Origin of the sequence: Oerskovia sp. NPDC056781 (genome assembly GCF_042789955.1) — a bacterium.
GTDB lineage: Bacteria > Actinomycetota > Actinomycetes > Actinomycetales > Cellulomonadaceae > Oerskovia > Oerskovia rustica.
This window is the reverse complement of record NZ_JBHUAD010000411.1, coordinates 1-1,118: the sequence shown is the minus strand read 5'-3', so window position 1 is coordinate 1,118 and position 1,118 is coordinate 1. Positions and strand designations below refer to the sequence as shown.

The window sequence follows — 1,118 nt, the reverse complement described above, 5'->3', positions numbered from 1 at the left end:
GGGCTTTCGGCTGGTCGTGAGGAAGATCAGGTCAGGACGCGACGGGAGCTCCGGGAGACGTGTCCCGGGGCTCCGCACGGCCCGACGGCGAAGGCTGGGCGCGGGTACGTCCACCGCGCCGTCGGTCAGCCCTTGTCGACGCCCTCGGCGTTCTCGCTCGCAGCACCCAGAAGTGCACGAACCTCGGACTCGCGATAGCGACGATGCCCCCCGAGGGTCCGGATCGACGACAGCTTGCCGGCCTTGGCCCAGCGAGTGACGGTCTTGGGATCGACGCGGAACAGGCTCGCGACCTCGGCCGGTGTGAGCAGAACTTCGGACTCTCCATGGACGGACATCACTGCACCTCCTCCTAGCGACTGGCTGGTCCGACGGTGACGTCGGAACGCGACGACAGCGCTGCGCTAGCCCTTCCATTGTCGCAGCATGAGGATTTTGGGCGACTTGGCGGACAGGGTGAATTAGGCGGGGTATGGGTGGTACAGGTGTTTCGGACCGAGATCCGGGCGTGTCGCGCGGCCGCCAGACGCGGCCCCGGACCGCTCCGTAGACCCCCCGTCGGCGACCCGGCGGCCACCCGTCAAGGCCTCGTTGTGTGGAGACAGTGTGACAAGCCCCCCGATCGGGGGACCCGAGTGGCTGGAATGCATCCGGAGCATGTACCGTTGGACTCTGAACAGACGAAACAACACTCCCGGGGCCGCACGTCTGAGTACGTTGCCGCCCCGCTTCTACGTTGAGGGGGTCGGAGCCATGGGCCGCGGCCGTCAGAAGGCTAAGCAGACCAAGGTCGCTCGTGCGCTGAAGTACTACAGCCCCGAGACGAACTACCAAGCTCTCGAACAAGAGCTCACTGGTCATAGCCACACGGATCTCGCGACAGATCCTCGCTACGGAGCGAGGTCTTCCGAGGACAACAACGGAGACTACGACCAGCCGTTCACCGGCTGGTCCGACGACCGCTGACACGATCTCACCCTCTTCCTGCGACCTACGGGCCCCAGGTGGTCCGTGAGTCGACAGATCGCGAGTCCGTCGATCGACGACCGACCCGCGAGTCTGATCCTCGTACGACGAAGGCGCGCCCCGCGCTTCAGGCCTAGGCCTGAGCTGCCGGG

The 1,118-nt window shown here is 66.0% G+C and carries 2 protein-coding genes; one reads left to right on the top strand and one right to left on the bottom strand.

The annotated features are described in order from the left end of the window. Positions 1-125 precede the first annotated feature (125 nt). Positions 126-338, bottom strand: coding sequence for a BldC family transcriptional regulator (locus ACFRCR_RS18830; RefSeq protein WP_030151000.1), 213 nt, complete (start codon positions 336-338; stop codon positions 126-128). Positions 339-657: 319 nt separating this feature from the next. Between ACFRCR_RS18830 and ACFRCR_RS18825 the strand changes: the two genes are divergently transcribed. Further along, the gene (locus ACFRCR_RS18825) at positions 658-966 is read left to right on the top strand and encodes a DUF3073 domain-containing protein (protein WP_377679717.1); all 309 of its coding nucleotides are present in this window, start codon (positions 658-660) and stop codon (positions 964-966) included. The last annotated feature ends 152 nt before the right edge of the window (positions 967-1,118 follow it).

What these genes read in the sequence shown, in the direction of transcription:
- ACFRCR_RS18825 (WP_377679717.1), top strand. Translation starts at nt 658, where the DNA reads ATGTACCGTTGGACTCTGAACAGACGAAACAACACTCCCGGGGCCGCA.
- ACFRCR_RS18830 (WP_030151000.1), bottom strand. Translation starts at nt 338, where the DNA reads ATGTCCGTCCATGGAGAGTCCGAAGTTCTGCTCACACCGGCCGAGGTC.